The sequence below is a fragment of the Nostoc linckia z4 genome (assembly GCF_002608075.1).
Lineage (GTDB): Bacteria > Cyanobacteriota > Cyanobacteriia > Cyanobacteriales > Nostocaceae > Nostoc > Nostoc linckia.
Genome location: NZ_LAHA01000023.1, coordinates 165,312 through 192,187 on the forward strand (window position 1 = coordinate 165,312; position 26,876 = coordinate 192,187).

General features: G+C 43.0%; 22 protein-coding genes. 11 read left to right on the forward strand and 11 right to left on the reverse strand.

The features are described from left to right. Positions 1-30 precede the first annotated feature (30 nt). Entirely contained in the window at positions 31-975 is a 945-nt protein-coding gene (rbsK, locus tag VF06_RS19140) for a ribokinase (RefSeq protein ID WP_099068778.1), read from the forward strand. Between the two features lie 503 nt (positions 976-1,478). Here rbsK and mreD read toward each other — a convergent pair. From mreD to VF06_RS19155, 3 genes are all read right to left on the reverse strand, one after another. Beyond that, the gene (gene mreD / locus VF06_RS19145) at positions 1,479-2,114 is read right to left on the reverse strand and encodes a rod shape-determining protein MreD (RefSeq protein WP_099068779.1); all 636 of its coding nucleotides are present in this window, start codon (positions 2,112-2,114) and stop codon (positions 1,479-1,481) included. Positions 2,115-2,140: 26 nt separating this feature from the next. Further along, on the reverse strand, positions 2,141-2,941 hold the full coding sequence (gene mreC / locus VF06_RS19150) for a rod shape-determining protein MreC (protein ID WP_099068780.1): 801 nt from the start codon (positions 2,939-2,941) through the stop codon (positions 2,141-2,143). A gap of 98 nt (positions 2,942-3,039) precedes the next feature. Next, positions 3,040-4,047, reverse strand: coding sequence for a rod shape-determining protein (locus VF06_RS19155; RefSeq protein ID WP_099068781.1), 1,008 nt, complete (start codon positions 4,045-4,047; stop codon positions 3,040-3,042). A gap of 369 nt (positions 4,048-4,416) precedes the next feature. On the opposite strand from VF06_RS19155, the gene VF06_RS19160 reads away from it, so the two are divergent. Beyond that, positions 4,417-4,776 carry a single-stranded DNA-binding protein gene (locus tag VF06_RS19160; RefSeq protein ID WP_099068782.1) on the forward strand — a complete coding sequence of 120 codons (360 nt, stop codon included), beginning with the start codon at positions 4,417-4,419 and terminating at the stop codon, positions 4,774-4,776. A 59-nt stretch (positions 4,777-4,835) separates the two neighbouring features. Here the strand turns inward: VF06_RS19160 and VF06_RS19165 are convergent, their stop codons facing one another. After that, the gene (locus VF06_RS19165) at positions 4,836-5,585 is read right to left on the reverse strand and encodes an SIMPL domain-containing protein (protein WP_099068783.1); all 750 of its coding nucleotides are present in this window, start codon (positions 5,583-5,585) and stop codon (positions 4,836-4,838) included. A gap of 221 nt (positions 5,586-5,806) precedes the next feature. Between VF06_RS19165 and VF06_RS19170 the strand changes: the two genes are divergently transcribed. Together VF06_RS19170 and VF06_RS19180 are read left to right on the forward strand one after the other, a co-directional pair. Beyond that, positions 5,807-6,220 (forward strand): EVE domain-containing protein, encoded by a 414-nt coding sequence (locus tag VF06_RS19170; RefSeq protein WP_099068784.1) that lies wholly within the window; start codon positions 5,807-5,809, stop codon positions 6,218-6,220. A 355-nt stretch (positions 6,221-6,575) separates the two neighbouring features. Beyond that, a complete protein-coding gene (locus VF06_RS19180; protein ID WP_099070661.1) occupies positions 6,576-8,030 on the forward strand; it encodes a cation:proton antiporter in 1,455 nt (484 codons plus the stop codon). Here VF06_RS19180 and VF06_RS42790 read toward each other — a convergent pair. After that, complete coding sequence (locus tag VF06_RS42790) at positions 8,027-8,155, reverse strand: hypothetical protein (protein WP_257207660.1); 129 nt, start codon at positions 8,153-8,155, stop codon at positions 8,027-8,029. The two genes, VF06_RS19180 and VF06_RS42790, sit on opposite strands and share 4 nt — an antisense overlap. A gap of 819 nt (positions 8,156-8,974) precedes the next feature. Between VF06_RS42790 and VF06_RS19185 the strand changes: the two genes are divergently transcribed. The 3 genes from VF06_RS19185 (at position 8,975) to murI (ending at position 14,172) form a co-directional block, all read left to right on the forward strand. Next, complete coding sequence (locus VF06_RS19185; protein WP_099070656.1) at positions 8,975-10,849, forward strand: N-acetylmuramoyl-L-alanine amidase; 1,875 nt, start codon at positions 8,975-8,977, stop codon at positions 10,847-10,849. Between the two features lie 442 nt (positions 10,850-11,291). Further along, on the forward strand, positions 11,292-13,175 hold the full coding sequence (locus tag VF06_RS19190) for an N-acetylmuramoyl-L-alanine amidase (protein WP_099070655.1): 1,884 nt from the start codon (positions 11,292-11,294) through the stop codon (positions 13,173-13,175). A gap of 130 nt (positions 13,176-13,305) precedes the next feature. Then, positions 13,306-14,172, forward strand: a complete 867-nt coding sequence (gene murI, locus VF06_RS19195) for a glutamate racemase (RefSeq protein WP_099070654.1) — start codon at positions 13,306-13,308, stop codon at positions 14,170-14,172. Between the two features lie 53 nt (positions 14,173-14,225). On the opposite strand, the gene VF06_RS42105 is transcribed toward murI, so the two are convergent. After that, a complete protein-coding gene (locus tag VF06_RS42105; RefSeq protein WP_180267526.1) occupies positions 14,226-14,426 on the reverse strand; it encodes a hypothetical protein in 201 nt (66 codons plus the stop codon). A 1,138-nt stretch (positions 14,427-15,564) separates the two neighbouring features. Here VF06_RS42105 and sds point away from each other — a divergent pair. Then, positions 15,565-16,536 (forward strand): solanesyl diphosphate synthase, encoded by a 972-nt coding sequence (sds, locus tag VF06_RS19205; RefSeq protein WP_099070653.1) that lies wholly within the window; start codon positions 15,565-15,567, stop codon positions 16,534-16,536. A gap of 499 nt (positions 16,537-17,035) precedes the next feature. Here sds and VF06_RS19215 read toward each other — a convergent pair whose 3' ends face one another. Beyond that, positions 17,036-17,509, reverse strand: coding sequence for a hypothetical protein (locus tag VF06_RS19215; RefSeq protein ID WP_099070651.1), 474 nt, complete (start codon positions 17,507-17,509; stop codon positions 17,036-17,038). 204 nt (positions 17,510-17,713) lie between these two features. On the opposite strand from VF06_RS19215, the gene hetZ reads away from it, so the two are divergent. The 3 genes from hetZ (at position 17,714) to VF06_RS19230 (ending at position 22,712) form a co-directional block, all read left to right on the forward strand. After that, positions 17,714-18,916, forward strand: coding sequence for a heterocyst differentiation protein HetZ (hetZ, locus tag VF06_RS19220; protein ID WP_099070650.1), 1,203 nt, complete (start codon positions 17,714-17,716; stop codon positions 18,914-18,916). Further along, positions 18,909-19,889 (forward strand): PatU, encoded by a 981-nt coding sequence (locus VF06_RS19225; protein ID WP_099070649.1) that lies wholly within the window; start codon positions 18,909-18,911, stop codon positions 19,887-19,889. The genes hetZ and VF06_RS19225 overlap by 8 nt, the downstream gene beginning before the upstream one ends. A 498-nt stretch (positions 19,890-20,387) precedes the next feature. Next, on the forward strand, positions 20,388-22,712 hold the full coding sequence (locus tag VF06_RS19230; protein WP_180267525.1) for a transglutaminase TgpA family protein: 2,325 nt from the start codon (positions 20,388-20,390) through the stop codon (positions 22,710-22,712). A 365-nt stretch (positions 22,713-23,077) separates the two neighbouring features. On the opposite strand, the gene VF06_RS19235 is transcribed toward VF06_RS19230, so the two are convergent. The 4 genes from VF06_RS19235 to VF06_RS19250 form a co-directional block, all read right to left on the reverse strand. Further along, positions 23,078-23,875, reverse strand: coding sequence for an ABC transporter permease (locus tag VF06_RS19235; protein ID WP_099070648.1), 798 nt, complete (start codon positions 23,873-23,875; stop codon positions 23,078-23,080). Between the two features lies 1 nt (position 23,876). Continuing rightward, the gene (locus tag VF06_RS19240; RefSeq protein ID WP_218963844.1) at positions 23,877-24,674 is read right to left on the reverse strand and encodes an ABC transporter permease; all 798 of its coding nucleotides are present in this window, start codon (positions 24,672-24,674) and stop codon (positions 23,877-23,879) included. Positions 24,675-24,786: 112 nt separating this feature from the next. Next, positions 24,787-25,743: an ABC transporter ATP-binding protein gene (locus tag VF06_RS19245; RefSeq protein WP_099070647.1), complete on the reverse strand. Its 957-nt coding sequence runs from the start codon at positions 25,741-25,743 to the stop codon at positions 24,787-24,789. Between the two features lie 403 nt (positions 25,744-26,146). Further along, the gene (locus VF06_RS19250) at positions 26,147-26,365 is read right to left on the reverse strand and encodes a YXWGXW repeat-containing protein (RefSeq protein WP_099070646.1); all 219 of its coding nucleotides are present in this window, start codon (positions 26,363-26,365) and stop codon (positions 26,147-26,149) included. Positions 26,366-26,876: the final 511 nt, after the last annotated feature.

A 26,876-nucleotide genomic window follows, 5' to 3' on the forward strand; every position in this document is an offset into this window, starting at 1 on the left:
AGGCAACTCATCAGCTAAACAAAAATCAGCATGGGCATCATCGTTTTTGGCAGCATCAATATGGACTTGGTAGCCACAGCACCCCGGTTACCAGTGGGTGGAGAAACTTTACTCGGAGAAGATTTTTTTCAAGTTTCCGGAGGTAAAGGAGCCAATCAAGCTGTAGCATTAGCCAGATTGGGAATTCCTACTCAAATGGTGGGGCGTGTTGGTGCAGACAATTTTGGTGTCGAACTTCTCAAGAATTTGCAAGCATCTGGCGTGCAGACAAACAATGTTTTTGTTGATGAAACTGTGAGTTCTGGAGTCGCCATCATCACCGTTAGTCAAGCTGGAGAAAATCAAATTGTTGTTATTCCTGGTGCAAATGGACGCGTAAATCAAGAAGATGTACAAAGATTATCTAGCTTATTACCAGAAGCTACAGCATTGCTTTTACAATTAGAAATTCCCATTCCTGCGGTGGTTGCAGCAGCCAAAGCAGCCAGAAGCGCAAACATCAAAGTTATTCTTGACCCCGCACCCGCACAATCGAATTTACCCGCAGAAGTTTATCCATTGATAGACATTATCACACCCAATGAAGTTGAGGCTGGACAGTTGGTGGGTTTTGCTGTGGATGGAGAAGAAACAGCAGCCAAAGCAGGTGAGATTTTATTGCAACGGGGAGTGAAATGTGCGATCGTCAAATTAGGCGCTAAAGGTGTTTTTTGTGCAACTGCCCAGGAAAATTTTCTTGTACCTGCATTTCCAGTTCATGTAGTAGACACAGTAGCAGCTGGCGATGCTTTTAACGGCGCTTTAGCAGCAGCACTTTTTCAAAAAATATCCTTACATCAGGCAGTAATTTGGGGCGCAGCAGCAGGCGCTTTAGCCGCCACAAAACCAGGTGCACAAACCTCGCTACCAAATAAGTTGACATTTGATGCTTTTCTCCAAGAAAAAGTTACATCATATCCACCAAATCACACATAATAAAAAGTTTGTAGTGAGGACTTCAGTCCTCAAAGCTAGAACTAAAGTCCTCTCTGCAAGACGCTACGCGAACGGAAACGCCAAGGGCGAACAAGTCAGGGAACCCCCCAACGCACGCTTCTCTGTGGTTAGTTTTCCGTTAGCTGTGCGTAATACCATTTCTTTGTGAGGCTGCGCCAAATGTTCTTTCTTTCTCAGTACTTACGCAAGTGTCACAAAAAATCAATTTTTTTTGCTTGTAGTAAGGACTTCAGTCCTTATTAGAGGACTAAAGTCCTTACTACAAACTTAAAATAATATGCCAGTTGCGTAAGTCCTATTTCTTTCTTTCTTTGTGTCCTTCTCTGACGAGACGCTGCGCGAATGCGCCCTTTGCGGTTTGTTCCTCATATAGTTTGGCGCATCTTCATACAGAATTGATATAAGTCCTGAGGGAATGGAATTTCACCCTAACAGTTAACAGTCATCAGTCATCAGTCATCAATCAACAATCAACACCCAAACTATTGCTCCAACAATTTCATCCGCTGCCACCAAACATTCAAGGGATAATAAACCACAGGTGCCCAGAGACTACTCAGAATCGCTGAAGCAAGGGCGACGCGTTGGTAATATATCCAAATATTTCCGGCTTGTTGTAAGCTGTAACCACCGTGGGCATCACCCATAAAAGTTAATTGCAAAGCAAAGATAGTTTCTCCCAAAACTGCCATTACAAAGACAATTACAGCAATAGAAATAAAATCTTCTTCCATAAAGCGCTGTTTCTGGAGCAAACCAGTCAAAAATCCCACCATACCTAAACTTAGGGCATGAGTGGGTAATGCCGATGTCATTCCATCTTGAAGTAGCCCCAAAATAATCCCCGCCAATGCTCCGCTAAACATTGTGCGCTTCACACTCCAAGCCACCACCCAAATTAACAACCAGTTTGGGCCAATTCCCAATAATTCCATACCTGGTAGGCGGGTTGGTAACAACAATAAACATAACAGCACAGAACAGACTGTCACCATCAAACCCATTAACCTACGTACAGCAGGATGCCAACGAGAAAGCGGTGGAATTTGGATTTTCGATTTTCGCTTTGATGATTTTGACTTTTTTTGTCTGCTGCCAACAAATGCAGGAATCTTCATTTTTTTGTGGATTTTCAAGGAAGAATTTACTTAGACTTTTGCTGTGCTGACTTTTGGGTTTCTGCATCTTGGTTTTCTGGCTTGGGATAGACAGCTACCCAATCTAGAAAGCGTATCGGCGGAAAAAGCTCAACTTTTGCTACTGAGGCTGGGAGTTTCTTTAAATCCAGCGACTTGATTCGTCCTACTGCCAACCCGGATGGAAATTTCTTACTATAAGCAGATGTGGAAACTAAATCTCCTACTTTTGCATTTGGAACTTTTTCATAAAACTCCAACACAGCGTCCGCAGAAAAATCTCCTCGCAAAACACCTTTAGCGGCCGTGCGGCTAATTGTTACACCTACTTGGCTCTTAAGATCGCTGATTAACAACACCCGGCTAGTATTGGGAGTTACACTTTCTACTAAACCAACCAATCCCCCATCCGCCTTGACTATATAGCCTTCCTGAATCCCAGAATTAGTACCCCGATTCAAGGTAACTTGTTGCCACCATTGGTCAGCACTACGTCCCACCACCCGCGCTGGAATTGGCTTTGATGCCAGTGGTTCTTTTTCTACATAACCTAATAAATTTTGTAACTTTTTCTTTTCACTTTCCAAATCTACTATACGAGTTTGTAACTCTAATATCCGAGCATCTCTGAGGCGTTCTTCTGGAGTTGGCCCTGACTGTAACATCTGCAACGGACGAGTAATTGTGTAGTATGTCTCAAGTATTAACTCACCTTGAGTCTGCCGCAATATCCAAGCACTACCAGCTATTAGAGCTAATACCCCGATTTGCAACCCTTTACGATCCCACCAACGCCTTGCTGTAACCATATATACCTTTATATACTTAATAATTAAGTTCTACCTGGATTCTATTTATATAAAACCCAAATAGAACTCAAATAGAACTCAAGTCTGATATTTTTTCGCTACATATTGCGAGAGCGAGCGCTGAAAACTCGTTCCATTTGCTTAAAGTTTTCTAGCACACGGCCTGTCCCCAGCACAACACAGCTTAAGGGATCGGCAGCAATGTGGGTGACAATCCCTGTTTCATGGCTAATTAGGGTATCTATACCTTTAAGCAAAGCGCCACCACCAGCCAACATAATACCTCTGTCAATAATGTCTGCTGCTAATTCTGGAGGTGTGCGTTCCAATGTTCGCTTCACAGCTTCTACAATTACCGATAACGGCTCCAGCATACTTTCACGGATTTCTGGCCCCTTGATGGTTACAGTTCGTGGCAAACCAGAAAGTAAGTGTAAGCCCCGGACTTCCATCATGAGATCGTTGTCATCGTTAGTGGGATACGCAGAACCAAGCCGAATCTTAATCTCCTCCGCAGTACGTTCGCCGATAACTAAGTTGTGCATTTTCTTGAGATACTGAACGATGGAGTCAGTTAGTTCATCCCCAGCAATGCGTACCGATTCGCTCAGTACTGTACCTTGAAGACTTAACACCGCAACTTCTGTAGTGCCGCCACCAATGTCAATGATCATGTTACCAGTGGGTTCAGTAACAGGGAGTCCAGCTCCAATTGCTGCTGCCACAGGTTCATCAATTAAGTAAACTTCCCTTGCTCCGGCTTGTTGAGCTGCATCCATCACAGCTCGCCTTTCTACTCCTGTGACGCCACTAGGAATACCAATGACAATTCGTGGTAAAATTAGGGATCTACCTTCATTTACACGTTGAATAAAGCTTTTGAGCATCAGCTCGGCAACCTCGAAATCAGCAATTACGCCATCACGCAGGGGGCGCAGAGCAATTACATTTCCAGGCGTCCGACCAAGCATTTTCTTGGCTTCTTCACCTACAGCCAAAGCCACCTTTTCATTTTGATCTATGGCAACCACTGAAGGTTCTTGAAGTACAATACCTTTACCAGATACATAAACAAGAGTATTTGCGGTACCGAGGTCGATACCCATATCCCATGATGTGCGAAAGTTCCTGAAAAGACCCACGCGTCTCTAAGCCCCCTATGTGCTACTTTTTGACTACAACTGTTAAGAGTTAATAGTGTTATATGCTATTTGTTTCTATCCTGAGTCCAGTAAACTAGACTATATTTTTATATAATTCCCAGCAATATTTACTATGTCTCAGGCATCTATTTTTTGATATTCTCTCGTGAAATTAGTATATCCGTATACTTTTATGTGTTTCTCCCAGTTTTATGTATAATTTTTCAATTCAATATATTGTTAACTCTTTAAGGGATTATTTTCAATAGTTTGGTAATCAGCTATGATGGGAGTCAAGATTAATCAGTACAATTGTACTAAAAGGTAACGCACATGAGTATCAATGTTGTCACCCTCGTCGGTCGCGTAGGCGGCGACCCAGAGATGAAGTATTACGAGTCTGGAAAAGTTGTGTGTAAGCTAACACTAGCTGTCGATCGCCGCTCGCGCAACAACGATAAACCCGACTGGTTTAATTTAGAATTATGGGATAAGACAGCTGAAGTTGCAGGTAATTATGTGCGTAAAGGTAGCCTAATTGGAATTAAAGGCTCATTGAAGTTTAACAGTTGGAACGATCGCCAAACAGGAATACTGCGTTCTTCACCATTTATTCGAGTAGACCAATTAGAGTTATTAGGCTCTAAGCGCGATGCCGAAGGCGGCGGAGATTTTTCGCCAGAGAATTTCTAATTGGTCAATAGTCATCAGTCACGACAAAAAACTAATGACTAATGACTAATGACTAATGACTAATAACTAATTTGCAACGTTACAGATGCTTCTACTTCCTGTTCGCCACCAACTACAGGGGTAGAAACATTAGCTTGTAGATCTGATTTGGCAGCCTCGGCGCGGTATAACACAGGTCGTGGAGGCTGACTCGCATTATTAACTTGAATGCTCACCACTTCTTTGGGTGACAAACCCAAAGCACTGAAAACAGCATTAGCTTGCTGTCTAGCGTCTTGAGTGGCTTCTGCTAATGCTTCATTTCGCGCCCTAGTGATTGCTTCATCATTGGCAACAAAACTAACAGCCTCAATTTGTGTTGCGCCGGCTTTCACTGCACCGTCTAATAATGTACCAGTTTGCTCAATGGGAATGCGAAAACTCACGGTATTATTGGCAGCATAGCCTGTAATCCGCTGCACATTATTGGTGTAGCTATAAACTGGATTGAGTCGGATACCAGTGGTTTGTAATTTGTCCACATTTTGGTTTTTCAGGAACGCAACCACAGCCGATGACCTACGGGCGGCTTCTTGCTGTGCTTCCTGTGCAGTTTTAGCCTGAATCTCCACTCCCAAACTGACTTGCGCTATGGTTGTGGGAATTTCTTGGGTTCCGCGGCCATTAACAGTCAAAGTCCGCCACATTTTCTCCTTTTCTTGTGCCAACGCAGGCAGTGTAAAAGTTGTACATAAAAGTAACGTTAAAGACAGTATTTTCCACAAATTTGCAGATGGAAAAGATGAACCGGATAAAGCGGCTCTAGTCATAAGATTTGCACTCCTCAGAACAAATGTTTTTAATTAAGCGTACATAGCAATCCTTTGGTAACTGTTGAAAGTTAACAGCCACCACAAGTTTTTCATAATTTAAATGCGATCGCTAGATACGATTTGTATGTTTATACTTTGACACCACCAGCATCAAAAGCGGGAATGGTTACATTTTTGGAAACTAAAAAAATTACATCAATCTGTTTGGAGATTTGGGTATGGCGTATTGGCTGCTGAAAACTGAACCCGACAATTATTCTTACTTCGATTTGGAACGGGACGGCAGTACAACTTGGGATGGAGTTAACAATCCTCTAGCCCTCAAACATATACGCACCATGCTAATTGGTGACTTGGCGTTGATTTATCACACAGGTAAAGAACGACAAGTTATCGGTGTAGCAGAAATAATTAGTCAACCTTATATTGACCCAGCACTCAACGACAGCAAACGAGTAGTTTTCGATGTGCGGGCAGTGCAAAGAGTAAAGCAACCAGTCACCTTAGCCCAAATTAAGCAAGATGAAAAATTTACAGACTTTGACTTACTGCGACTTCCTCGACTGTCTGTAGTCCCAGTTTCTCAAATTTATTGGCAGCGGTTGACAGAGTTACTGGGGATGGGGAGATGAGGGAGAGGGAGCTGGGGAGATGGGGAGATGGGGGGGGGGGGGGGGGGGGGGGGGGGGGGGGGGGTGGGGGGGGGGGGGGGGGGGGGGGGGGGGGGGGGGGGGGGGGGGGGGGGGGGGGGGGGGGGGGGGGGGGGGGGGGGGGGGGGGTGGGGGGGGGGGGGGGGGGGGGGGGGTGGGGGGGGGGGGGGGATGAGTTTTTCCCCTCTGCTCCTGGCAGCCTCTTCTACCCAATGCCCAATGCCCAATGCCCAATGCCCAATGCCCCATATTTTTTACAACCTGTCAACATATCTCCATAGATGGACGTTTTTCAGAAACGCGTCAAAATCAAAGAGAAGGATTTTCACAGAACCCAATGCATTTGTTAAATCCCAACAACTTTTCTTTTCCTCTGCTGGCTAGCGCCACAGAAGCCGCAGACAGTTCAATGGTAGTAGCAGCGGTGCTACTGAGTTTAATAGTCGTTTACCTCGCCAGCAAAGTTGGCGGGGAGTTATCCAACAAAGTGGGTTTGCCACCGGTGTTAGGCGAACTGGTAGGTGGTGTGGTAGTCGGTGTCTCGGTTTTTCATCTTTTGGTGTTTCCAGAAGGTGGCACAGACGCTTCTAATTCTTTGATTATGACCTTTCTGCAAACTACTGCTGGTTTATCTTCTGAAGCCACTCCTGCGGTGTTTGCAGCACAATCTGAGGTCGTTTCTGTTTTGGCAGAATTGGGCGTGATCATCCTGCTGTTTGAAATCGGTTTGGAGTCAAACTTAAAAGACTTAATGGCAGTGGGTATCCAAGCCACCATCGTCGCAGTGGTGGGGGTAGCAGTTCCATTTGCAGCTGGTACCGTGGGACTGATGACTTTGTTTGGTATCGGTGCTGTGCCGGCGATTTTTGCGGGGGCGGCTTTGACTGCTACTAGTATTGGAATTACTTCCAAAGTGCTATCAGAACTGGGGCGACTCAATTCTAAAGAAGGGCAGATTATTCTCGGTGCTGCCGTAATTGATGATGTTCTGGGAATTATCGTCTTAGCGGTAGTTGCCAGTTTAGCTAAAGATGGTGTGGTGGATGTCAGCAAAGTCATTTATTTGATTATCAGTGCCACAGGTTTTATTTTGGGAGCCATCTTGTTAGGCAACGTTTTCAATAAATCCTTTGTGGCGATCGCTGATAAACTCAAAACACGCGGTGGACTGGTAATACCAGCATTCATCTTCGCCTTTGCAATGGCATATTTGGCCGCCGTCATCCACCTAGAAGCCATTCTAGGAGCTTTTGCCGCAGGTTTAGTCCTAGAAGAGACAGATAAACGCAAAGAACTGCAAACGCAAGTCTGTCCCATTGCTGATATGCTAGTACCAATTTTCTTTGTCACCGTTGGCGCAAAAACCGATTTGGGAGTTTTAAACCCAGCGATTCCCGATAATCGCGAAGGCTTAATTATGGCAACTTTCCTGATTATAGTAGCCATCATTGGTAAAGTAATCACAGGCTTAAGCGTGTTTGGTCAACCGGAAATCAACCGTTTAGCGATCGGTGTGGGGATGATTCCTAGAGGCGAAGTCGGGTTAGTATTTGCTGGTGTTGGCGCTGCTAGCGGCGTTCTCTCTAAACCACTGGGGGCAGCAATCATTATGATGGTTATCTTAACCACCTTTTTAGCTCCTCCCTTGTTACGATTCGTATTTCCAGAACCAAAAACCGCAGGTTCAGAGCAACTAATTTTGGATGGGGCTTCTGGAACATCATTGGTAATCGAACCATCTGACTCAAAGGTATCAAGACCAGAAAAAACCGCAGAATCTCGCGATAGTTAATCGCTGGGGACTGTTGACTGATAACTGTTGACTGATGACTGATGACTGATGACTGGGGACTGGGGACTGATGAGTGACAAGTTATTCCCCTTGTCTTCCTTGTCTCCCTTGTCCCCTTCATCCATCTCATCCCCACATCTCCACCATCTCCCCTACCCCCTGCTCTCGATGTGTAGCTATATTTTAGAGACTTGGCATTACTATTCTCCTATTTGCCCCATCTTCCGCTTGATATTGGAAACTTCTCTCCTCTAATCTCCGTCCCGTGTGATTATAAAATTGTCGTTTGTTTATAGTTTCTACTAGTGTTCGGAATGTTACTTATTTCCACTTTTTCACTGCTCCTCATACCAATTGATATCCAGAAGCGTAATTTATAAATTTTTGTTTCCTACTCCCCCCAAATTGAAACTTACGATTTTAGCAAGCAAATTCTTACTAGTCTTAATTTGAAGATTTTTCAAATAATTCCGGAGTAGCAGCCATCAACAAAGCTAGATCGAGAGATAGTAGTGGGAATTATTTACTGAAAGCATCAATGGCAATAAACAACTAACATTTATCAGTTATCTAGTTTTATTGGGAGTTAAAGTCGCCCATATTCACAAGTGAAAACTTTCACTCTGTATCTAAATCCCAATATCAAATTTGGCAATCATTTACAGAGAAATTATATTGATTAAAGTGTGTCTTTATACCAAATTAATCAAAAAGATATCAAAGCTCAAGTCTAGGTGGTGACGGTGTGATGATTTAACAAACATTAATTGAGAACTTGACCAAAGCAGTACTGAGTAATGAATACCAAAAAAAGCCAAAAAAGCACATAAATACCGATTATTTAGCGATTTAATCCCAAAGGTTACGCGAGGGTTTACGCGTCTCTGGACTACATACTCAGCACTACTGAAGGCTCCCATGAATGTGAATTAGGAGAAAGCACTGTGAAATTACACTGGTTACTACCCAGCGCTATTGGAACTATTTTGATGCTATCGTCGCCTGCAATGGCGGCAAGGCTAGAATCTTGGCGCTTTGATGCCAATCAAAACAAACTGGAAATTAATACTTTGGGGAATGTTCAACCCCAAGCACAATTAATTTTCAATCCGACTCGGTTGGTAATTGATTTGCCAGGAACAACGTTTGGGCGTCCCCAGATCACTCAACAGGTTGGTAACGGTATTCGTTATATCCGTGTTGGGCAGTTTGACACAGAAACAACGCGTATAGTCGTGGAATTAACTCCTGGTTATACTTTAGACCCAAAACGAGTGCAATTTATCAGTACCACTGGCGATCGCTGGACAGTGCAATTACCTAGACCAGAAATCGACCGAGCAGCACCACCTCCAACAAATATTTACAGTGTAGTAACTCCAGAATCCAGTCCTCAACCCGAAATCTCAAGAATTGTCACTCCACGAGCTGCGACTCAAATTGAGAGCCTGCAAGTCACAGGTGATGGATTTTTCATCCGCACCAGCGGTGCAAATCCTCCAATTCAAGTCATTCGCAGCCGCGATCGCGCTACAGTTTTCGTTGATATCTCTGGTGCATCTTTATCACCACGCCTGATACAACAAAGTAATCAGTCCATTAACAAGTTTGGCGTTAGCCGTGCTGAATTCACCCAACTGCGAAGTCAACCCCCCGGTGTTCGTCTAACTTTGCGGGTAGATAAAAATGGCCCAGACTGGCGAGCAAGTAGAAGTGGTAGTGATGGTTTGGTAGTTCTACCGACTCGTGTTGTCACATTACCCCCGACTAATAATTTTGACAACCAGTCAGAACCTGCTTCTTTTCCCAGCCGACCATTGGCTAACAACTCACCAGCGACAATTGAGTCGGTGCAACTGGCTGATAATGGCACACAACTGCTGATTAGAGCTGACCAAAACGTATCTGCTACGGGAGTTTGGGATAGAAACTCTGGTTTATTCCGCGTTACAATTCCCAATGCTAAGTTAGCTCCTAGAGTCATAGGCCCTACCTTTGCTGCAAATAGCCCTATTCTTCGAGTACGCCTGCAATCCCAAGAACCCAACACAGTTGTTGTCTTAGTTCAACCAGCAGCCGGAGTCCAACTAGGACAACCCAGTCGAATCAGCGACCAGCTTTTGGCTCTCCCAATACAGGGTTCTCGTCGAGTTGTCACACTCCCTGGTAAACCCCCTTATACTGTTCCTCCACTACCACCAATCAACCGGGGCCCATTCCCAGACCCAAATAATCCCAATCCCCAACCTCCAAAACAACCACAACGCCCATTTACTAATGGAAAAGTGGTAGTGCTGATTGACCCCGGACATGGCGGTAAAGACCCTGGAGCTGTAGGTCTTGGGGGACTGCGGGAAAAGGACATTATCTTACCTATTGGTAAAAAAATAGCTCAGATTTTACAGCAAAATGGCGTCCAAGTAATTCTGACGCGGGATTCTGACTATTTTGTTACCCTTCCAGGGCGGGTACAATTAGCAGAGCGAGCTAACGCTGATGTGTTTGTTAGCATTCATGCTAATGCCATAGGGCCTGGTCGTTCGGATGTCAACGGTTTGGAAACCTATTATTACGACAGCGGTTTGAGTTTAGCCCGCACTGTCCACAATACTATTCTCCAAAATATCAATGTCAAAGATCGGGGAGTGCGGCGAGCCAGATTTTATGTCCTGAGAAAAAGTTCCATGCCTTCGATTCTCGTAGAAACAGGTTACGTCACTGGCCGAGACGATAACGCCAAACTCAGAACCTCAGCCTACCAAAATCAAATGGCAGAAGCTATAGCTCGTGGCATCCTTCAATACTTGAAGAGAAGATAAGTAATTTTGTCTAAATTTTTGAGTAAATAAATGATTGCTAAATTTATACAATTTAATAGTGATTGTGATGAAGATGTTGCTAGTGTTGAGAACAAATTTGCCTCACCTAGAGTCTTCATAACCTTAAACTCCCAACTGGGATAATTCTAATTACTCAGTTGTCGGTAAAAAATTACCTATTTTTTGGGAATTTAGGTAAAAAATTTAGGTATTCTTGCGGCGGGACAGCAGTTGCTTGTTTGTTATTGTCATCTGATGCTTTGTATGTCTCACTTATATAGGCTAGTGACATGGCAAAATCGGATGAGCGTGCTATATTTTACGCCATTAGCTGTGTCTTGATAACAGCGCAAAACTCAAGTGTAGGTGGTGACGGTGTGAGGATTTGCCAATGTGTTGAGATGTTGACGGCTCCCATGAATGTGAATCAGGAGAAACGACTGTGAAATTACGCTGGTTACTATCCAGTACTATTGGAACTATCTTCATGCTGTCGTCGCCAGCAATGGCCGCGAAACTGGAATCTTGGCGCTTTGATGCCAATCAAAACAAACTGGAAATTAATACTTTGGGAGATGTTCAACCCCAAGCACAGTTAATTTTCAACCCAACTCGGCTGGTAATTGATTTACCAGGAACGACATTTGGGCGTCCACAGCTGACTCAACAAGTCGGTGGTACAATTAGAGCAATCCGCATCGGGCAATTTGACGAACAAACAACACGTATAGTTGTCGAATTGACTCCTGGTTATACTTTAGATCCTAAAAAAGTAAAATTTATCAGTACAAATGGCGATCGCTGGACAGTACAATTACCTGCCCCAGAAACGGAAAATATACCCGCCAGCAATAATTCCGAGCTAGAAATAGCCTCAGCAACTCCACCGAGAACGCCAACACCAGCGTTATCTCCTAGAAATATTTATAATGTAGTCACAAATAACACTGCAAATTCCCTGGCGAGGCCAACGGTTGTCGCAAGAGTGACTCAAATTGAAAGCTTACGAACCACAGGCGATGGCTTTTTCGTTGCCACCAGTGGCCCTAATCCTCAGATTAAAGTCAATCGTAGCAGCGATCGCCACCTAATCAATATAGATATCGCTGGTGCAACTCTCTCACCAAATCTCCAGCAGCAAGACATACCCATTAATCGCTACGGAGTCAGTCGCATCCAATTCTCCCAACTCCAAAGTAGCCCGTCTGTTATTCGCATGACGTTACAGGTAGACAAAAATGGTTCTGACTGGCGGGCAACTACCAGTACCATTGGTGGCTTCGTGGTTCTCCCCAGTCGTGGTATTGCCCAGCTACCAAGCAACAATACTCCACTTACCGTAGCATCTGCTTCCGATTCACCTGCCACCATTGAGTCTGTAGAACTGACTAATAATGGCAGACAACTGTTAATTAGAGCCGACCAAAGTTTATCTGCCACAGGAGGCTGGGATAGAACCTCTGGTTTATTCCGCATCACCATTAATAATGCTCGATTAGCTCCTAAAGTTAAAGGGCCAACATTTAATCCCAATAGCCCTATTCTCCGCGTTCGCCTACAACCACAAACAGACAACACTGTTACAGTGTTAATTCAACCAGCAGCCGGAGTGCAAATTGGCGAACTCAACCAAGTGAGCGACCAGCTTTTAGCTCTAGAATTTCGACCTTCTGGTAATATACCTCCCATTGTTTTACCTCCGCTTCCATCACCAAACCAAGGGCAATTACCCAACCCCACAGACCGTCCCACATCCCAGCCACAGCCACGCCCACCAGTTCATAATGGAAAATTGCTAGTGGTTATAGACCCAGGACACGGTGGAAAGGACTCTGGTGCGCCTGGTTTGGGGGGACTGTTGGAAAAGGATGTAGTCTTGCCTATTGGTAGAAAGGTAGCAGCGATTTTAGAACAAAATGGCGTACAAACAGTACTAACACGAGATGCCGACTTTTTCGTGGAACTCCAAGGACGAGTAGATATTGCCGAGCGAGTTAATGCAACTTTGTTTGTCAGCATTCACGCTAATTCGGTTGATAATCGCCCTAGTGTCAATGGCTTAGAAGTCTATTATTACGACAGTGGTTATGCTTTAGCTGAAGTAGTTCGTAATACAATTTTGCAAAACATCTCTACCATTAAAGACCGAGGAACCCGCAAAGCTAGATTCTACGTTCTCCGGAAAAGCTCTATGCCCTCTATTTTAGTGGAAACAGGCTATATGACTGGTTATGAGGATAATCCGAGATTAGCATCGCCAGAGTATCAAAATCGGATGGCAGAAGCGATCGCTAGTGGCATTCTCAAATACTTAAGGCAGAGGTAATATAGTAAAAATTACTCATTTTAGAGGTGGTATTTAGACTTGTTTTGAGTACAGAATTTAGTGGTAAATTTGTCAATTGTCTGCTAGATTCTGTATTTTATATCCAAAAAACCTAAATCAATATCTGCCTGTGTATTCATCTTCCATTTTTGAAGGAAATCTTGACGATATTTCTAGTCAAGAATCCCAACATGCTCCAATTGGTATTTTTGATAGTGGTGTCGGAGGACTGACGGTACTGCGACAACTGTATCGTCAACTCCCCAATGAATCAATTGTTTACTTTGGGGATACAGCTCGGCTTCCTTACGGAATTCGTTCACAAGCAGAAATTTTACAATTTACGCGTGAAATTCTCACGTGGCTGCAACAGCAGCGAGTAAAAATGGTGATTATGGCTTGCAACACCAGTTCTGCCTTAGCCTTAGAAACTGTGCGTCAAGAATTTAACATACCTATACTGGGAGTAATCCTACCAGGGGCAAAGGCAGCAGTCCAGCAAGGAAAGCGTATTGGTGTAATTGCCACTCCCGCCACAGCTAAGAGTAATGCTTATAAGCACGCCATACTCGAAATCAATCCAAATGTCCAAGTCTGGCAAATTGGATGTCCAGAGTTCGTACCACTGATTGAGCAAAACCGCATTCACGATCCTTACACTGCTGAAGTTGCACGAGCCTATCTAGAACCTTTATTAGAACAGGAAATTGACACCTTAGTCCACGGTTGTACACATTATCCGCTCCTCACACCAGTATTGCGATCGCTCCTCTCCTCTCAGGTGCAGTTAATTGACCCAGCTGTTCATGTTGTCGCTGCTTGTGCCCAAGAACTAGACTTGCTAGGCTTAAAAAGTACCCACCCACCACTACCAACTCGCTTTGCTGTTAGCGGTTGCCCACAACAATTTTCCCAATCTGGAGTCCAGTGGCTAGGCTATACACCCCTGGTAGAACAGGTTTGCTTTACTGATATTGCTATTTCCCAACCCCATTAAAAAGTTAGGAGTTAGGAGTTAAAAGTTTTGAATTAACAACTCCTAACTTTCATTTATTGACTATTAACTGCTTCAGTCACATTAGTCCTAACTGATATCTCCTGCTCTTGTTTTGCTTCAACAGATGAAGCAAAACTTCTGGTATTAGTAGTCTTTGTACCCGTCCGTTTTGCTAGTGCTAATAACAGGTAGACTGTGAACAAGTATCCAGACGCTAAAATAAAAATCATCATAGGCACACTTCCGTAAATCATTGTTCTACTAGCACCCTTGGCAACGAATACAAAATTTCATGAAATTAGTAGAACTTCAGCCAACCAAGTACGTTCTTGATGACTGTAGTTTGCTATGGTAAATCTACCTATAGAGATAAGACTCTTTTAGGACAAATAATGTATTATTTAGTGCAACTTTTAGCAGACCATAAATACCACAGCAGTTAAATTGTCAATAGACAACCTAATACTGCAATTCTCAGCGGTCTACTCGATCTGCCTTATGTTTGCTCACATGAGTGTGACAGGAGTAACCCTCGCGCTCAAGATGCACTAAAGGTATGTAGCTCAGAGCCAATACAGTTACAAAGCTAATCTTTATAACCTATCTGACATAGCCTACCGTTAGCGACATCTGTTTAGCGTCTCGCAGAGAAGGAGCGTCACTCAAAGGACTCCCCATAGGGATACCCTGTAGCTCCTAAGTAGGAGTTTCGCGTATCGTTGGCAAAATCAAAGAATTTGATCCTTCAATATCATCAACGAATAGTTATTTTATACACACAACTACCATATCCGTAAAATCAACTAACTGATGATTTAACTTTTGGTGTGTGGGTATTTGAAAAATTTAAAATTCCTATATTTTAGCGTAACACAACAGCCCTGAATTTTAAGCCTAGTCGTCTGCTAAATTTCAAATTTTTTCAATAGCTAGACTTCGATGTAGAAAAAAATTCATCCTATTATTAGCCAGTCTAATCCAGATTTTGTCAAAATAGTCAATCAGCAATAATACCTAATATTAGTAGATTTTCTCTGTAGAGGTCAATGTACAAATATGGCAAGTGAATACTCTGATATCTTTCACCAGCTTATTTGATGGCTTGATTGCAATTTTTGTGGAATGGATATTGCTAGAGCCTTATTATTATATTCTACGTGGTGTTCTGCACTCAGGAAAAATTTACCCACTAACACAATCTTTTGCCAACACTTTTTCGTTATCTTATTTTTCAGCATAATTACTTATTGACTTTACAAAATCATTGTGTAAATGCGAATAAATTTAAGAGTATGCGATTAACTGATGAAAACTTTGCGCTGGCACAGGGTTATCTTAAAATGAGTAAAGGATATGTAAACTTTCGTAACCTAAGTCAGAGTCCGCCCATCCATGACCCCAGCCACCTCCCTGTTTACCCCTGTGGAAGCAGACCTGCGACAACTAGCAGATAACCTCAAACAGCTAGTTGGAAATCGCCACCCCATTTTGTTTGCAGCCGCCGAACATTTATTCGGAGCTGGGGGAAAGCGTATCAGGCCAGCAATTGTCTTGCTAATATCGCGGGCAACAATGTTAGAACAAGAAATTACCCCGCGTCACCGCCGCTTAGCTGAGATTACCGAAATGATTCATACAGCAAGCTTGGTACACGATGATGTGGTAGATGAATCAGATATGCGGCGAGGTGTTTCCACCGTTCATAGTTTGTTTGGTAACCGCATTGCCATACTAGCAGGAGATTTTCTCTTTGCACAATCTTCGTGGTATTTAGCAAACTTGGACAATTTGGAGGTGGTGAAACTCCTCTCAGAAGTGATTATGGATTTAGCGACTGGAGAGATTCAGCAGGGATTGAATCGTTTTGATGCTAACACCTCCATTGAAACTTACCTGCAAAAGAGCTATTACAAAACAGCTTCCTTAATTGCTAATAGTTCCAAAGCTGCTGCTTTACTGAGTGAAGTGTCGCGAGAAACTGTTGAGCATATGTACAGCTATGGTCGCCATTTGGGCATAGCATTTCAAATTGTCGATGACATTCTAGATTTCACCAGTACAACAGACACCTTGGGTAAACCAGTGGCGTCAGATCTCAAAAGTGGTCATCTAACAGCACCCGTTTTATTTGCTTTGGCCGAAAAACCTTATTTGGAAGTGCTGATTGAAAGAGAATTTGCTCAAGAAGGAGATCTAGAGCAAGCATTAGCACTGATTCAGGATAGTCAAGGTATACAGCAAGCGCGAGAATTAGCTGCTCATCATACTAAACTGGCAATTGAACATCTTGCGGTTCTGCCAGCTTCAGAGTCCCAGCAGGCATTGATTAACATAGCTGACTATGGTCTGAGTCGGCTCTATTAAAAATGAATTTTAGATTTTGGATTTTGAATTTTGGAGCGAATAATTAAAAAAATCTAAAATTTAAAGATATTTTTTCGCGCCGGGTCTTCGACTTTGGTCTTGATTCCTATCACTAATCAGATATTTACCAGTTGTGTAAGTTCTGCCTTAATTAAACCTGCCCAAATATTCTTGGGCGGGTAGTTTTCGCTCCAAAACAGCCAAACAAAAAAAATTGAAAATTGTTCGCTAGTAACTGTTTTTTAATCAATTTTAGATATTTGCGAGAATTGAAACCCAACTAGCGATCCAGTAAAAGCTCAATAAAAAAAATTGAAAATTGTTCGCTAGTAACTGTTTTTTAATCGATTTTAGATATTCCAAAGCAGTAAGTGAAAAAATGCTTTCCCATTGAAAATTCAAAATTTTTGGAAAATTTTTGAGCGTCGATTGACGACGCTCATAAGTCTTTAAGACAAATATTGGTTTGTATCGAAAAAATCTCACAAACCACATAATTCTATGCAATATCAGGGGGTATATATTTAGGCGATCGCATCTTTCGTAGCTGTTGTTGCATGAGTTTTTCTAGCTCACTTCGGCGGACTTCAAAGGTATGAGTGGTCTGACCCGGCGTTTCCAAAAAAACGATACTATCTACGGGTTCTAATGCCACCAATTGAAACAAAATATGGGTCACGGGAACAATTTTAGTTAGCATTTGAGGGTCAAGCCCAGCAGTGGAAATTAGGGAGACATCCTGTATGGTAGGAAAAGCGTAAACCACTCGCTTTTCCATTCCTGGATTAGTACGATTGCTCAACGTAGTTAAAACCCAGTTGCCCTCCGAACTTTGGAGAATATAGTACTGGGAGTAACGTAATTTTTGAGCGATCGCTTTCAGGGCAGGAGAAATTGCTGAAATTAGATTTGGTGTAATACCATCGCGGGGTGCATTGTCAATCAGCAATTGAATTTGTGCTTCTAAATCCATAATGACTTGTATACGGCTCCTGGGTAATGGCAATAACATCTACAAAATGCGAACAATCCCATTAAATTTGGGAATAATAAAATCAGGCACATCTCAAACGTAGGTAGGGCCTGCATTTAGCTTATAAGCAAAACCAAAAAAGCCAACACCCACGGTCGTACAGGTTGTATTTAAATAACTTAAGGTCTTTTGAAAACCGAGACTATGAATTCAGCCGCAACCGCAACTATTCCATCTGCAACTTTTCTCTTAGAAAATTCTATTGGTGTGGAGGCGATCTTTCAACTCCTGTCCAGGGAGTTTCAGCAGTCAACCAAAGCTTCACAACAGAATTGCCACGATGTCGCCAGACGAATTACCACTGAAGTCTACCGGATTTGCAGTGAAAGCAAACGCATCCAGGCTTCCGGATCTGTGGAAAGCTCGGCACTCACCCTCGCCCGACATCGGCTGCAACAGTGTCTTAGATACTATCAGTTGGGTTCAAATCGAGGCAGGGTAGAATTACACAGTACTTTGAGCGCTATTATTTATCGTTACATTAATCCTCCTCAGAAGCAATTAAGCTATCAAGGACGCCTGACTATAATTGAAGACTTTCTACAAAGTTTTTATTTAGAAGCATTAAACGCTTTCCGGCGAGAAAATCAACTCGGTGCTACTTATCGTCCACAAACGCTGCTGGAATTAGCTGAGTATATGGCATTCACGGAACGCTATGGTAAGCGGCGAATTCCCTTACCAGGTCGTCAGCAACAGCTAATTATTTTACGGGCACAAACTTTTTCTCAACAGCAACCTCCTGAAACCAGCGTAGATATAGAACAAGCCGCAGAAGGTAGCAATAGTGAAGCTGATGGTTGGGAAGAACCAGCCATCCAGCAATTACGCTCCACAATGGCAACCCAAACAGAAGCCGAACCTGAAGAAGACACCTTACGTTCCGTTGTGATTACGGAATTAATGAGTTATCTCGAACAACGACAGCAATCGGATTGTGCTGATTATTTTTCGCTTCGTCTTCAAGATCTATCAGCACAGGAAATTGAGTCAGTTTTGGGTTTAACCCCTCGTCAGAGAGATTACTTACAGCAGCGCTTCAAGTATCATTTAATTCGATTCGCCTTGTTACACCGTTGGGAATTAGTTCACGAATGGCTAGAAGCTTCATTGCATACCAATTTGGGCTTAACTCCCCAGCAATGGCAAGCATACACAGCCCAATTGGACAGTAAACAGCGGTCTTTACTAGAGTTGAAGCAACAAGGGCAAACTGACGAAAAAATATCTAAAACTTTAGGGTTGTCAATGGCACAACTACAAAAACGTTGGTTTAAGATTCTTGAACAAGCTTGGGAAATTCGTAACTCATTAGTGTCCGGATCTGGTGCATCTACTCATGAATAGTGACTCAGAACCTTTACACGACGAGTGTCTCTATTGGTTATTGACAGGCAATGTCAAAAACGATGAGTGTCTCTCGTTAGAATGTAAGGAAAATTACGGGGTAGACAACCTCTCCAACAAAGCCATTGCTTCAAAAAACAGTGAGCCGGAATTGAGAGGAACACCCCAGGCCTTTTTACCGGGAGAAATTCCTACTGTGCAAGATCGTTTCCAAGCCGTCCTTAAGCGTCGGTTACAAATCCAAATCCAAGACCACCCACCTTTGTTTCCTTGGGAAACACAATTAGCTGAATATCCCGATTTTCTTGATGAGCCGTCTATAGCACTCGTTCCTAGCTGGGGATGGATGGCACAGCAGTCAAAGCTGAATCTGCCAGTTCCACTGCCAGAAAAAGTTTTCCGGCAATTGTTAGAACAGTGTCAGGCGTTGGTTACATCTTCAGTGCCACTGGGGGCAAAATTAGTTCAAGTGGTGGAGAACTTTTTCCCTAATGAATCTCAGGCACTAAATGATATTGCTGGCTTGGTGCTAAGAAGCACTTATCGTTCCGTGAATACTCTGGACAAGATGCCCGATATTCAGAGCGATTATTCAGATTTACAACCCCGTCAACAGATGGCTTTGTCACTGCTAGCGGCAAAACAATTGCTGGAAAATCTGACTCTACCACTTTCAGTAACTAGTCCAGTGGTAGAAAGACAATGGTTAACCAATGTCGGGACTTTAAACATTAAAGTAAAGTACCAAACTCTAGGTCAAGTTACGAAGTTACTTGTTGAAGCTGATTTACCTGTTAAAGGAACTTTAACATTGCGCGGAAGTGGCACTTTAGCAATGACAACATCTTCGAGTTCCGGATACTTAAGTGTAGAGTTAGGCTGCGAGCAACTTAACCCAATTTATACCCTAGAAGTTGAGTTTCCAGAAATAGACGAACAACCTTTGTTGTTTGTAATTACTCCCTCAATGTAGTCTAAATTACTACCGCTAGCACACTGCGTTAATCAATCAACGCTGATACATATTTAAGATAACTTTTCCCTTTGCTGTTGCTTTGGGGCTTTGTTTCTCTATGAAGACTACTAAAAACAGGGTGCTTACTTAATGTAGGTTGCCTAATCTCAAGTAGGTGTATACTCACCCAATAATACCAATGTACAAACAAAGTCTGCTTGTGCAGGCTGCGGAAAATTAAGTAGTCACAAAGCCTGGGAAACAAGTTATACCAATTCCAAATTCATGCATTAGCAGAGCTAGATTTCAAATGTTACTGAATTTTGGAAAATTGGTGTTAATTCTGTGCGTTGTGCTGATTGAGCCAGGTCTCTATATTTACCAAGACATCACTTTTCCACTTATAGACGCTTAAAAACAGGATAAGAAAACTTCCCCCAACGGGAATACTTGATAGTAGGGCGGTTGGTTCCGTCTTAACCATTGTTTCCGTCGGATCTACACCTGAGACTCGAAATGTTTAACTTATCCAGGATGAATCGGTTTTGGCGTCTCTCTACACATAATTTCAGGCGGCAAAATATACAGGGTTTGCCTTCGACAGAAGTGGAAAATTCAATTTCCTTGCGGGTGCTGGTGCTAGCGTTGGTGATTTTGGGAATTGTGGCAACGGATATCGCTGCTGAGACTTCATTCAGTCTTTGGGCATTACCCCTAAGTGTAGTGGGTGCAGTTTGGAGTTACTATCGTCGCCGCGATACTAACATCGCAGTGAAGTTCTGCATCGCTATTGGTATGTTAATAGCGCTGGGTGCTTTCTTTGGACGGTTAGTGACAGAGTTGAATGATACGCGGTTGGGTTTGGCAGAGTTATTAATTCAACTCCAGGTGTTGCATAGCTTTGATACACCCCGCCGCAAAAATTTGGGTTATTCCATTGTTATCGGATTAATTTTATTAGGTGTGGCGGCAACGCTGAGTCAGACTTTAGCATTTGCACCTGTGTTGCTGTTGTTTTTAGCCATCGCTTTGCCAACCCTAGTTCTAGATTATCGCTCCCGCTTGGGTCTGCAACCACTAAAAAGACAAAAACAAAAGACCCCAAAGGATAAATTCTCAACTTTAAATTTTAAATTTTTAATTGTTAATTTTTTTGTAATTGTCGGTTTGGGACTGGCAATTTTTGCTGTTTTACCCAGGTTACCTGGTTACCAATTAAGAACCTTTCCTGTAAGTTCTCCTATTGAAATTAAGGGCAATTTTACAGGACGTAGTATTATCAATCCCGGTTATGTCCGCCAAGGTAACGGTAATGATAGAGGTAACGGTACAGGACAGGGCAAAACTGGCGAACCAGGAAAAGTAGATAATAATTTTTACTACGGTTTCAATAGCGAAATTAACCAAAATCTGCGGGGGGAGATGAAACCCAAGGTTGTGATGCGGGTGCGATCGCAAGCTGAAGGTTTTTGGCGAGTATTGGCATTTGACCGTTATACAGGTAAGGGATGGCAACTTTCTCGTAAGGATGATGTTACCACCATTAGGCGGCCGCCTTGGTCTTACCAAATTTTTCTTCCCGCACCTTTGATTTCTGGTAAAACTCAAGAAGTAGTACAAACTTACACCGTGGTGTCGGATTTGCCGAATTTAATTCCCGCAATGGCCAATGCCAAGGAAATTTACTTTCCCACACCAATGATCGCAGTTGATAAAGAAAATGGGTTGCGATCGCCTGTAGAGTTATCAGAAGGCGTAACTTATACAGTAGTTTCCGAAGTACCACACCGCGATCGGACTGTCTTAGGTGAAACTTCTACTAAATATACCCAACATATTAAAAACCATTATCTCCAAATACCGCCGGAAATTGCCGAAAAAGTCCGCCAACGTACCGAAGAAATCCTCGCTAACTACAATCAAAACCGCGTAGCAAAGTCTTCTAAAAGTCTGGATTCAGCTTATGAAAAGGCTCTTTACTTAGCTCAATACTTGAAGCAATACTACTCTATTCCGCAAAATCCCTTAGAATTCCCTTATTTAGATGAAAAAGAAGACTTAGTAGAAGCTTTTTTATTCAAGTATAAAGGAGGCTATCCAGACCACTTTTCCACAGTTCTCACAGTGATGCTACGTTCCATTGGCATCCCGGCGCGATTGGTGGCGGGATTTAGTCCAGGAGAGTTTAATCCATTCACCGGGATGTATGTTGTCCGTAATACAGACGCCTACGCGATGACAGAAGTATATTTCCCGAAATATGGTTGGTTTGCCTTCGATCCAATTCCCAATCATCCATTAATACCCCCGTCAATAGAGGATACTGAAACTTTTAGCGTATTGCGGCAATTTTGGCAGTGGGTTGCTGGATGGTTGCCTTCTCCGGTGACTGGTTTATTGAATAATGTATTTGGCACAATATTTAACTGGATCGGTAGAGCGATCGCTTGGTTTTTGGCTTTATTTACTCAAGGTTGGTTCGGTGTATTAACTGGCTTAATCTTGGGTACTACCATCGCATTCTTCGGTTGGCTGGCTTGGGGACAGTGGCGCGAATGGCGCAATCGTCGATGGTTAAAGAAATTGCCAGCGATGGAAAGCCTTTATCAACAAATGTTGCAATGGACAGCGCAAAAAGGTTTGGGTAAGCATCCAGCACAAACACCTTTAGAATATGCCAAAGTCTCATACCAACATCATCCCCCAACAACTGCTGAGGTCATAGATGAAATTTGTCAAGCCTATGTCAGCTGGCGTTATGGTGGTCATACGCCTAATTTGATCAGACTGCGAGAAAGCTGGCAAGGTTTGAAAAAAAAGACTAGCGATCGGGCAAACTGATTAAGGACAGGACTTACGCAAAATCATGAAAAAACGTAGACGCGGAGCGGCTTGCCGCAGGCTACCGCAAAGGACGCAAAGGGCACAAAGAAATAAGATTCTCAGAGGGTTTTTGCGTAAGTCCTATAATTAAGGAAAGTTTTGAGAAATATCAGTTGACAATACAACCCGCAGCGCAAAAAGCAATAGAAGAAGCTTATTTTTGATTGAGTAATGATTCTTCTAGTAAAGCGCCTTAACCTTACAGCAATTTTCAGGTAATTAAACTATAGGGTAGGGGCGCACAGCTGTGCCCCCCTACAAAGGATTGTGGTTTAAATACATGAAAACGGTTGTAAAGTACCAAAAAGCGCCAATATCCAAACTCAACCTCGCATTTGCATCAAATTTCCTGAGGAGTAGCGACGCAATCCTTGGTAAAACACACCGATACCAACTAACAGCACTGCAATCGATCCAGCTACTGCTAATAAAGCATGAATCCAAGATAGCGATCGCAATGCCTCAATTGGTAAATAATTCACAAATCCAGCCGGAAGCAGTGTATACAGCAGTAGCTTCACTGTTCCCTCAAACAAAGTTGCTGGATAAGTACTGAAGGTAAGCATGGCATTTCGCCACTGCTGTGTTAATCCTTCGGAATTGCCCAGATAAAAGCTGAGGCTACCTATCAAAACATTAAAGCCCACGAATAATGTCGCTACTGAAACTGTCAACCCAGTAAACAACGCTAAATGCACTGCATCAGGCTTGACAAAAAACAAATAAACCCCATACCCAAACAGCAAATCTCCCCAAGATGTAGCATTCATTCGTCCCAGCAGTAAGTGTGGTAAAAGGGCACGCGGGTACAACATCCATACATCCAACTGTCCCTGCACAATCAGACTTGTTAGTTGTAAAGCATTACCAAAGACAGTATGAGCCAAACCAAACCCTGTTGCTGCCATCGCCCAGAGAGTAACTACATCTTGCACTGTCCAGCCTCGTAGCACTGGAAAGCGTGTAAAAAACAGCCCCCAAAATGTCACCCACACTAAGTTATTAATTACCATTGCCACCACTTGTGTGAGGAATGCGCCGCGATATTCTAGGTGAGCGTTCAGATTGAGCCAAATATAAGCGCCAGCTAATTTTAGGTAGGAAATTAAACGCCAGAACATTTTAACCTCCATGCGCGTGGATACGTTTCACTGCTGTGCGGTACACAAGCGCCACCAACACAGTCAGCACAACTATGGCAACTGCCTGCCGCATTAACAATTCACCAGCAAAACTCAAGTCGGGATGCACGAATAAACGTGCTGGGCCATATAAAATGCTGGCAAAGGGTAAAGCCTGTAGTATTGGCTGCCAGTTTTCTGGTAGCAGTTCCAAGGGAATCAGCATCCCGCCCAAAATCATGGTCAATCGGGAGTAAATGAGCATTAATCCGGTGGTGTTTTCCAGCCAGAAAGCTCCTAAGCCCACTAAGAAGGTTGCCAAAAAATCTAGTACAAATGCCAGTGGTAGCACCGCTACGAATAATAAAATTCCTCGGAAAGTTAAAGGAATTGTGCCAACAAACAATAATGCTACTAGGGAAGCGATCGCTACATTCAACCCAAAGCGCACTGTCCGCTCTCCCAAAGTAGTCCACAGACGATATAAAGGATAGGATAGAGGGCGGATTAGTTGTACTGCCAGCGCTCCCGTCCTTACATCCTCGTCTACCTCCAAAGCCACCTGGGGACTGGAGAGGACGATAGACTCAGTGATACCTAAATACCAAAGCATTTGAGCCAGTGTTAAACCTCCCAACTGTTCAGCATCCGTCTGAGCATAGGTGATACGCCACAGTTGTAGGAAGATGTAGAGAACGACAAACAGGAAAATTCCTCTGGAAGCAACTTCTCCAAAATAAGCTAGATTGGAGCGAGCTGCTGTCAAGCCGATCCAAGTATATTTGCTGAAACTGTTCACTAAATTATCCTAAAATCAAGGGTTTAAGACCCCTATGTATACAGGTAGTATCAGTTGAGTTGCGGTTTAAATCCCCAACTCCAACTGTGTTTAATGTGTCAATTTTCAATTGTTAAGAAGCTGCCTGATCATAAATGTGTGCAATTACCTCTTCCAGTGGCGGGTCTTCAATTGCAATATCAGCCACCGAACCAGCCTGGAGGATTCGAGTCATCACGGTTTCAATTGGTGTGATGCGGGTATTAACTTCTAGCTTGAGACTATATTCGCTAGCTTTGAGTTGTGTCACTCCTGGGAGGCTGATTTCGGCGGGGGAAGTATGGAATTTGACGCTGAGAATCTTTGAGCCAAGGTATTGGCGGCGCATTGCAGAAACTTTGTCATCGAGTACCACGTGCCCGTGATTAATTACCACTACTCGCTGGGCTACCTGTTCAATGTCGCCTGCATCGTGGCTGGTGAGAAATACCGTTACCCCTTCAGTGCGGTTCCATTCGCGGATGAGGTCGCGTAATTCCTGACGAGCAATTACATCCAGTCCAATTGTAGGTTCGTCGAGGAATAATACTTTAGGCTTATGGAGTAAACTGGCTGCTACTTCTGCTCGCATCCGCTGACCTAAAGACAACTTACGTACTGGGGTATTCCAAAACGGGCCCAGGTGAAAACGCTCAACTAGTTGGTCGCGACGTTGAATATATTCTTGCCGATTCAGATTATAGATTCGCGCTAGTAACTCCAAGGTATCGCGGGGAGGTAGGTGATACCATAATTGCGATCGCTGTCCAAACACTACCCCCATCTGGTAAGCTAATTCGCGTCGATTTCGCCAAGGATTTAATCCCAGTAACCTTGCTGTTCCAGATGAAGGTTGTAGTATGCCTGTCAGCATCTTGATTGTAGTGGACTTCCCCGCGCCATTAGGGCCAATGAAAGCGATCGCTTGACCATTTGGAACCCTTAGATTAATGCCATCTACCGCCACAATCTCTTTGTGAGTGCGGTTGCGTCCCCAACCCCTACTCAGAGTAAACGTCTTGGATAAATTTTCCAGTTCTACGGCTGCCATCACCGATGAACCTCTTCAGTTGATTATGTAATACAACTATAATACACTAGGCTAGTAGCATGATAAAACCTAAATTTTAAATAAATTGCTCTCTGGGTTCTCTTGGTATTAACCCAAATTGCGGACGTAGGAGCGTCAACGGTAACGAGTACTAGAGCGTCGCTTATTCTGATTTCTGTTAGCAGTAGCGGGGCGTTTAGCCCATTCTGAATTCTGAATTCTGAGTTCTGAATTCTGAATTCTGAATTCTTCTTAACATAGTTTGTTTTTTTCACATCGTTCTACTTATCAAGATAGGGTAGGCATTACCTTTTTATATAATGCCCACCTTACAAATATCAATTATCAGATTTTATCTGCAATTGATATACATTTTATAGTCCTATAAAAAACTGATTAGTGTTTATTTAATTCTCACATAATGAGCAGGAACCCACCGTCTACCATGTGGTGTTTTTTCCCAATGCCCAGGAATCAATTTTTGACGAATAACTGGGCGTGGAGCAACCTTAGGTTTATGAACAGTAGGTATGACAACAATTTTTGCTGCCGATGCCTGTGATGGGAAAGAAGCAACCGCCAATGGTAGAGCTAGTAACATGCCAATTAGAATACGTTTCATCCTCAAATCTCTCATTAGTTAATTTGTTGAATTTTCTACAACATTCCTAATTAATTTGCAAACATTTATTCTTTAAATAGCCTTGAAAAAAATATCTTTTTAGCTATAAAAAGTTTTGCTTGTTTAACCTATAAATTAGGAGTGCTGTATGGCTATGAGTTTAAAACATTCAATTAAGAATAGACATTGCCAAAAAGTCATTATTTGAGCGTTACTTTAGTCATAAAGGTTTTTATAAAGATACTTGTTTTGTTATGGCAGTAAACAGGCAAGAAGGAATCAAAGTGTACTGAGTTTTTTTCAAAAATCAAATACGAATCCTGTAGAACAATACTGTTCAGTTAACGAATTTATTTGTTATGGCGGTTTTCAATTGAATGGAATACACATTTTCAAATCGAATCATTGTAGGGGCGAAAGGCTTTGCGCCCCTACTGCGTGGTCTATTTACCTGAAAATTGCTGTAAGGTAGGGGGCAGGGGGAGAAAAAGCTTAACTGAACTGTATTGCT

Coding starts and splice junctions, on each gene's coding strand:
- rbsK (WP_099068778.1), top strand. CDS start 31: ATGGGCATCATCGTTTTTGGCAGCATCAATATGGACTTGGTAGCCACA.
- mreD (WP_099068779.1), bottom strand. CDS start 2,114: ATGAAGATTCCTGCATTTGTTGGCAGCAGACAAAAAAAGTCAAAATCA.
- mreC (WP_099068780.1), bottom strand. CDS start 2,941: ATGGTTACAGCAAGGCGTTGGTGGGATCGTAAAGGGTTGCAAATCGGG.
- VF06_RS19155 (WP_099068781.1), bottom strand. CDS start 4,047: ATGGGTATCGACCTCGGTACCGCAAATACTCTTGTTTATGTATCTGGT.
- VF06_RS19160 (WP_099068782.1), top strand. CDS start 4,417: ATGAGTATCAATGTTGTCACCCTCGTCGGTCGCGTAGGCGGCGACCCA.
- VF06_RS19165 (WP_099068783.1), bottom strand. CDS start 5,585: ATGACTAGAGCCGCTTTATCCGGTTCATCTTTTCCATCTGCAAATTTG.
- VF06_RS19170 (WP_099068784.1), top strand. CDS start 5,807: ATGGCGTATTGGCTGCTGAAAACTGAACCCGACAATTATTCTTACTTC.
- VF06_RS19180 (WP_099070661.1), top strand. CDS start 6,576: ATGCATTTGTTAAATCCCAACAACTTTTCTTTTCCTCTGCTGGCTAGC.
- VF06_RS42790 (WP_257207660.1), bottom strand. CDS start 8,155: ATGGATGAAGGGGACAAGGGAGACAAGGAAGACAAGGGGAATAACTTG.
- VF06_RS42105 (WP_180267526.1), bottom strand. CDS start 14,426: ATGATTTACGGAAGTGTGCCTATGATGATTTTTATTTTAGCGTCTGGA.
- sds (WP_099070653.1), top strand. CDS start 15,565: ATGACCCCAGCCACCTCCCTGTTTACCCCTGTGGAAGCAGACCTGCGA.
- VF06_RS19215 (WP_099070651.1), bottom strand. CDS start 17,509: ATGGATTTAGAAGCACAAATTCAATTGCTGATTGACAATGCACCCCGC.
- hetZ (WP_099070650.1), top strand. CDS start 17,714: ATGAATTCAGCCGCAACCGCAACTATTCCATCTGCAACTTTTCTCTTA.
- VF06_RS19225 (WP_099070649.1), top strand. CDS start 18,909: ATGAATAGTGACTCAGAACCTTTACACGACGAGTGTCTCTATTGGTTA.
- VF06_RS19230 (WP_180267525.1), top strand. CDS start 20,388: ATGTTTAACTTATCCAGGATGAATCGGTTTTGGCGTCTCTCTACACAT.
- VF06_RS19235 (WP_099070648.1), bottom strand. CDS start 23,875: ATGTTCTGGCGTTTAATTTCCTACCTAAAATTAGCTGGCGCTTATATT.
- VF06_RS19245 (WP_099070647.1), bottom strand. CDS start 25,743: ATGGCAGCCGTAGAACTGGAAAATTTATCCAAGACGTTTACTCTGAGT.
- VF06_RS19250 (WP_099070646.1), bottom strand. CDS start 26,365: ATGAAACGTATTCTAATTGGCATGTTACTAGCTCTACCATTGGCGGTT.